The 6620-nt window shown below is 73.0% G+C and carries 7 protein-coding genes; 4 read left to right on the top strand and 3 right to left on the bottom strand.

Annotation, left to right across the window (positions count from 1 at the left end; translation table 11 throughout):
* On the top strand, nucleotides 1-858 hold an 858-nt coding region (locus L2I40_RS16640), incomplete at its 5' end, for a dienelactone hydrolase family protein (RefSeq protein ID WP_237216317.1).
* Nucleotides 855-1736: a dienelactone hydrolase family protein gene (locus tag L2I40_RS16645; RefSeq protein ID WP_237216318.1), complete on the top strand. Its 882-nt coding sequence runs from the start codon at nucleotides 855-857 to the stop codon at nucleotides 1734-1736. The genes L2I40_RS16640 and L2I40_RS16645, both read left to right, overlap by 4 nt.
* Nucleotides 1737-1767: 31 nt before the next feature.
* Here L2I40_RS16645 and L2I40_RS16650 read toward each other — a convergent pair whose 3' ends face one another.
* Entirely contained in the window at nucleotides 1768-3084 is a 1317-nt protein-coding gene (locus L2I40_RS16650; RefSeq protein WP_237216319.1) for an acetyl-CoA hydrolase/transferase family protein, read from the bottom strand.
* Between the two features lie 100 nt (nucleotides 3085-3184).
* On the opposite strand from L2I40_RS16650, the gene L2I40_RS16655 reads away from it, so the two are divergent.
* On the top strand, nucleotides 3185-4156 hold the full coding sequence (locus tag L2I40_RS16655) for a Bug family tripartite tricarboxylate transporter substrate binding protein (RefSeq protein WP_237216320.1): 972 nt from the start codon (nucleotides 3185-3187) through the stop codon (nucleotides 4154-4156).
* Nucleotides 4157-4264: 108 nt separating this feature from the next.
* Nucleotides 4265-5371, top strand: coding sequence for an asparaginase (locus L2I40_RS16660; RefSeq protein ID WP_237216321.1), 1107 nt, complete (start codon nucleotides 4265-4267; stop codon nucleotides 5369-5371).
* Here L2I40_RS16660 and L2I40_RS16665 read toward each other — a convergent pair.
* Both L2I40_RS16665 and L2I40_RS16670 read right to left on the bottom strand, forming a co-directional pair.
* On the bottom strand, nucleotides 5364-5915 hold the full coding sequence (locus L2I40_RS16665) for a GNAT family N-acetyltransferase (RefSeq protein WP_237216322.1): 552 nt from the start codon (nucleotides 5913-5915) through the stop codon (nucleotides 5364-5366). The genes L2I40_RS16660 and L2I40_RS16665 overlap by 8 nt on opposite strands.
* Nucleotides 5912-6620 (bottom strand): ATP-binding cassette domain-containing protein (locus L2I40_RS16670; RefSeq protein WP_237216323.1); only part of this gene is annotated, 709 nt, incomplete at its 5' end. The genes L2I40_RS16670 and L2I40_RS16665, both read right to left, overlap by 4 nt.

Raw genomic sequence — 6620 nt, forward strand, 5'->3', positions numbered from 1 at the left:
GGCGCATCGCCGGCGCCCGGCCGGGCCGCCCCGGTGGCTGAGCGGCGCCCCAGAACGCTGGCGCTGGCGCTGGCGCTTGCCCTCGGCCTCGCGGCCCCGGCGGGCGCGCGGGCGGAGTTCGCTCTGCCACGTGCCCTGTCCGATACCGACGGTGTCGTCGGCCTCATCAGCCGCCCACCGATGCCGCCCGGTGGTCCGCAACGCCTGCCGGCCGTGCTGCTGGTGCATGACAGCCTCGGCTACGACTCGCGCAGCGAGGTCTATACGCGGCAGCTGCTCGGCGCATCGCTGCCGGTCGCGGAGGTCGAGCTGCAGGTGCTCTCGTCCGATGGCGTCATCGCGCCGGAGGAGGAGACGGGCCGCCTCCGGCGCGCCCTCGCCGCGCTGGCGGCGGCCCCAGGCATCGACCCGGATCGCATCGGCGCGATCGGCTTCGGCGAGGGTGCGCGTGCGCTCGTGCTGGAGTCCGATGGATTGCCGCTGAGAGCCGTGGTCCTGCTCTATCCCGGTTGCGGCACATTGGCGTCCGAGCTGGGCGGTGGCGATCCGCAGCCGAGCCAGCCCTTCGGCGCCGTGCTGCTCATGCACGGGACGGCAGATCCCGCCAATCCGGCCAACGGTTGCGTCGCGCTGGCCGGGCTGCTCGCCGAGCGGACGCCGGATGTGCGGCTCCAGGCCTGGGCAGGAGCAAGCTATGGCTGGGACATCCCAGACGGCATCGGCGCCAGCAACTTCCGCTATCCGGCCCCTGGCGACGGACCTCCGATCCGCATCGAGCCCTGGCCCGAACTCGCCGACCTGTCCGCGGCGCGCGCCGCCGCCTTTCTCCACACGAGCCTCGCAGGAACGGAGCGATGACCGCGCGGCGCTGCGCTCGGCGCGCCATCGTCGGCGCGGTGCTCGGCCTCCTCGTCGCGCTCCCGTGGGTCGCGAAGCCGAGTTGGGCGGACCACGGCACGACGGACGAGCCGCGCGTTGCGACGAGCCGCTATGTGCCGCCGCAGGGCCTTGACGGCGGGCTTCTGTCCTTGCCCGCCCATGCTGATGCCGAGGGAGCCCTATCCGCGGTGGTCCTGCTCGGTGACGGTGGCGCAGACGGACGCGTGCAGTTCTATGCCCTGCGCCTGCTCTCTCTCGGCTTCGCCGTGCTCGAGGTGGACGACGATGGGACCGGGTGGAGTGACAGCAGCGACACGGCACCGGACGAGGTGCCGGCCGAACGGCGCCTCGCGGCCTCGCTGGCGGCGCTTCACGGCGTGACGCAGATCGCGCCCGCCGCGGTTGGCGTGATCGGCATCGGATCGGGTGCGCATGCCTTGCTCGAGGGCAGTGCCGGCTGGCGCAGCATGGTGGCCGCTGCCGTTCTGATCTACCCGGCCTGCGAGAAGGCACTGGCCAGCGTGCCGCCCGAGCCATCTCTCGACAATGCACCGCCCAGGCCCAGGCTGCTGCTCGTGCATGGTGACGCCGATCCCGCGGCCGCGGCCGCCTGCGCCAGCCTTGCCGCCGCATTGGGCGGGGCCGAGGCCGGAGTGCAGCGCTACGTGCTGCACGGCGCCGGGTTCGGCTGGGACGTCAGCGGCATCGGATCGGCCAGCGCCCTGATGCTGCCGGATCCGGCACGCTCCGGCTCCCGATGGCGCGCCGTGCCCGATCGGCAGCGCGCGCTGATCGCGCTCGACCAGATCCTGCTGTTCCTCGGGAGTACCCTCGACCGCCGCACCGCGACGCAGTGACGGCCGGCCGACGCCCGGCGACAGCGCGCGCTCAGAACACCGATCGCGCGATCAGCCCCGCCTCGCGCGCCTCGCGCTCCAGCCCCTCCCGGAAATCGGGATGCGCGAGGCCGATGATCGCCCTCGCGCGCTCCGTCACCGACATCCCCTTCAGGTTCGCGATGCCGTATTCGGTGACGACGTACATCATGTCGGACCGCGGCGTCGTCACCACGTTGCCGGGCGTCAGGTTCAGCGCGATCCGGCTCTTGCGCTGCCCCTTCCGCTCATAGGTCGAGGCAAGGCAGATGAAGCTCTTGCCGCCCGCCGAGGCATAGGCGCCGCGCACGAATTGCAGCTGCCCGCCGGTGCCGCTGATGTGGCGGTGCCCGTCGCTCTCGGACGAGGCCTGGCCCTGCAGGTCGAGCTGCGTGGTGTTGTTGATCGCCACCGCCTTCGGGTTGCGCGCGATCACCGCGGGGTCGTTGGTGAAGTCCACCGGATGGCAGAGAAAGTCGGGATTGCCGCGAATGGTGTCGTAGGTCGTCTTCGAGCCGAGCGCGAAGGTGTAGGTGATCCTGCCCGGATCGACGACCTTCTCGTCGCCGCGCACCCGGCCCGCGCGATAGAGCTCGACGATGCCGTCGTTCAGCATCTCGGTGTGCACGCCGAGATGCTTCACCCCGGCTTCCAGCAGCAGCGTGCAGACCGCGTTCGGCATGCCGCCGATGCCGACCTGCAGGCAGGCGCCTTCCTCGATCTCGGCCGCGATCAGCCGGGCGACGGCGCGGTCCACCTCGGTCGGCTCGGCGTTCGGCAGCTCGGGCGTCGGGGCGTCGTCGCCGGCGATGACGTAGTCCACCGCCTCCGCCGGCACGAGATTGTCGGTGCCGTGGATGCGCGGCATGTCCGGCATCTCCTCGATCACCACCGTCTTGGCGCGCTCCAGCACCGCGCGGTGCCAGAGGCTGTTCGGGCCGAGGTCGAAATGCCCGTCCTTGAGCGGCGCGGCCTTCAGCACCGCGACGTCCACGCGCTCGATGAAGCGGCGGTAGTAGTGCGGGATCTCGCCGAGGTTGCACGGGATGTAGCGGCAGATGCCGGCGTCGTGCTTGCGCCGGTCGTAGCCCGAGAAATGCCAGTTGAAGCAGGCGACGCGCCAGCCTTCGGGATCGGCCTCGAGCACGGCGCGCGGACGGACCGAGAGGCAGTTGCGCAGGTTGAAGCCGCCGCCCAGCGCATCGAGCCGGGCCGCGAGCGCGCGGTCGAAGGCGTCGGGCTGGTTGAAGGACGCGCCGTAGTCGACCCAGTCGCCGGGCTTCACCAGCGCGGCCGCTTCCTCGGCCGAGACGCGACGCGGTCCTGCCATGCGCGATCCTCCCCGCGCCGTTCCGGCGCGTTGCCCGAGACCTACCGCCGAACACGCCGTCGCGCTATCCGGGCGGCCAACCAACCGAGGAGACCGATCCATGCGCCGCAGGTCCGTCCTGGCCGCCATCGCCGCCACGCCCCTCGCCCGCCCGGCCCTGGCACAGGAAGCCTGGCCGGCGCGCCCGGTCACGCTGGTCGTGCCCTGGGCGCCGGGCGGCTCGAACGACGTCGTCGCGCGCCTCGTCGCGCCGGTCCTGGCCGAGCGGCTCGGCCAGTCGGTGGTGGTGGAGAACCGCGCCGGCGGCGGCGGCTCGATCGGCATGGGCCAGGTCGTGCGCGCGCGGCCCGACGGGCACACGCTGCTGATCTCCTCCGCCTCCAACCACGTCTTCCACGCCCTCGTCGCGCATGACCTCGGCTACGACGTGCGCGAGGCGCTGCACGGCATCGCGATGATGGTGGACGTGCCGAACGTGATCGCCGTGAACCCGGGGCTCGGCGTCTCGAACGTGCAGGAGCTGCTGGCGCGCGCCCGCGCGACGCCGGGCGGCCTGTCCTTCGGCTCCTCCGGCACGGCGAGTTCCAACCACCTGGCGGGCGAGCTGCTGCGCATGATGACCGGGGTGGAGCTGACCCATGTGCCCTATCGCGGCGGCGGGCCGGTCGCGACCGACCTCGTGGCCGGGGTGATCCCGATGGCCTTCATGAACCTTCCAACGGTCGTCGGTCCCGCCCAGACCGGTCGCATCCGCGTCATCGCCGTCTGCACCGAGGAGCGGGTGCGCGTCCGCCCCGACATCCCGACCGTCGCCGAGCAGGGCGTCCCCGGCTATTCGGTCCGCAGCTGGACCGGGCTCTTCGCCCCGCGCGGCACGCCGCGGCCGGTGATCGACCGCCTGGCGGCGGAGATGCGGGCGGTGCTGGAGCTGCCGGCCATCGGCGCCCGCCTGACCGACCTCGCCAGCGAGCCGATCTACATGGATCCCGCCCGCACCGACGCCTTCGTCCGCGCCGAGTTCGACCGCTGGGCGCCGGTCGTCCGGGCCGCCCGGGTCACGCTGGACGGCTGAGCGAGGGGTGAGGGGGGCGCGAATAATATCGCCCCTCCCCCTGGGCGCGACCTTGTGCGTTCGTCCAATCGTCACGATAACGCCGGGCGCGCAACAGGGGGTCTCCCAATGCCGAACGGTCCCGAGGTGGTCGAGCTCGCACGCATCTGGCGTGGCCCGGTCGTCGAGAGCATGCATCACGGCGTCGTCACCGTCGCCGATACCGGCGGGCGGCTGCGGCATGCCTGGGGCGATCCCGGCTGGACGGCGCCGCCGCGCTCCGCGCTCAAGCCCTTCCAGGCGATCGCGCTGGTGGAATCCGGCGCGGCCGACGCGCTCGGCCTGACCGACGAGCACATCGCGCTCGCCTGCGCCTCCCACGCCGCGCAGCCCTTCCAGGTCGCCCTCGTCGGCGACTGGCTTGGCCGGCTCGGCCTGACGGAGGACGCGCTGATCTGCGGTCCCGCGCTGCCGCGCGACCTCGCGGACCAGGGCTCCGCCTTCGCCCATGGCGGACCGCGGCGCATCTACCACAACTGCTCGGGCAAGCATTGCGGCTTCCTCAGCGTGGCGCGCCACCTGAATGCCGGCCTCGACTACGCCGATCCGGACCATCCGGCGCAGAAGCTCTACCGCGACATCCTCTCGGAGTTCACCGGCCTCGACGCCGATCGCCTGCCCTACGGCGTCGACCATTGCGGCCTGCCGGCGATCGCGCTGCCGGCCGGCGTCATGGCCAAGGCCTGGGCCCGCTTCGGCGTCGGCCAGGCGGTCTCCTCCGAGCGCCGCGCCGCCGCCCGGCGCGTGCTGAACGCGATGCTGGCCCATCCCGACCATCTCTCGGCCACCGACAGCCCGCTGGCCCGCATGATCCGCTACTGCGACGGCAACGTCGTCGCAAAGACCGGCGCCGAGGGCTATCTCGCCGCCTGCGTGCGCGACCGCGGCCTCGGCATCGTCATCAAGGTGGCGGACGGCGACAACAGCGGCCGTGCGCGGATGGGCGTCCTCGCCCGCATCCTCGGCCGCATCGGCGCGCTGCCGACCGCCGACGCCGAGCTGCTCGTCGCGGCGGTCGAGCCCGCCATCGCCGACAGCAACGGCCGCGAGGTCGGGCGCGTCGAGATCACCATCCAGCCGCCCCAGCCCAAGACGCCGACCCAGGCCAATCTCGGCTTCTGGCTATCCGGCACGCCGGTCGAGGGCATCGAGGAGTACCTGCCGAAGCTCAGCTGAGCCTCGGCGGGGTCCTCCGGCCCGGCGCGTCGAGCACGTGCCGCACGGCCTCGACGCCGAACACCTTCACGACGCCCTCGGGCCGCATGCCGATCTTCTCGAGCACGCGGCGCGAGGCGATGTTCGCCTCCATCGCGTAGCCGACAAGCCGCGCGATCCCGAGCCTGCCGAAGGCTTCGTCGCGCGCGGCAAGCGCGCCCTCGGTCGCGAGGCCCCTGCCCCAGGCCGTGCTGTCCAGCAGGTAGAGTACCTCCGTCTCGCCGCCGAGTTCAGGAAGCAGCCGCAGGCCGAGATGGCCGATCAGCGCCCCCGTCGCGCGATCCTCCACCGCCCAGGGCCCGAAGCCACGCGTCTCCCACTGCCGCGCGAAATCGGCGACGAGCCGCGGCGCGTCGGACTCTGCCGTGGCGCAACGCGCGATGCCGCCGGGCATGAACCGCATCACCTCGGGCTTGGCGCGGATCGCGCCATAGGCAGCCGCGTCTTCGGGGCGGAACGGACGCAGCAGCAGCCGCGCCGTCGCGACCTCGCGCGGCGCGCTCATCCCATCGCGGGCAGCGCGCGGCCGCCGGCAATCCGCAGGATGCGCGTCGGCCGCTCGACCCCGATCAGGCGGTGCACGATCAGGATCACCGTGCGCCCGGCCGTCGCCTCGCCCAGGGTCTCGAGGAAGGCGCGCTCGGTGTCGGGATCAAGGCCGGCGGCCGGTTCGTCCAGGATCAGCACCGGCGACTCCGACAGCAGCGCGCGCGCGAGCGCGATGCGCCGCGCCTGACCGCCGGAGAACCGCGCCCCCGCCTCGCCGCAGCGCGTCGCCAGGCCCTCCGGCAGCGTGCGCACCAGCTCGCCGATCCCAGCGGCATCCAGCGCGCGCCACAGCGCCGAATCCTCGGCGTCCGGCTGCGCGATGCGCAAATTGTCGGCGATGCTGTCGTCGAACAGCCGCGCATCCTGCGTCAGGCAGGCGATGCGCCGCCGCACGTCGTCCGCGGCCAGGGTCGAGAGATCAGCACCCCCCAGCGTGATGCGCCCGGCCTGCGGCGCCGCCAGCTTGAGCAGCAGCGAGGTCAGCGTGGACTTGCCCGCCCCGGACGGGCCGAGCAGCGCGAGGCGCGCGCCCTCCGGCACGTCCAGCTCAAGCCCGTCGAAGACCGGCCGGTCGGCCCCCCAGGCGAAGCGCACGCCCTCGATGCGTATGGCATGGCCGGGCGGCGGCGCGGCGGGGCGCGCCGGCTCGACCACCGGCGGC

It is taken from the genome of Falsiroseomonas oryziterrae (assembly GCF_021864505.1).
In the GTDB taxonomy this organism is placed as follows: Bacteria; Pseudomonadota; Alphaproteobacteria; order Acetobacterales; family Acetobacteraceae; genus Falsiroseomonas; species Falsiroseomonas oryziterrae.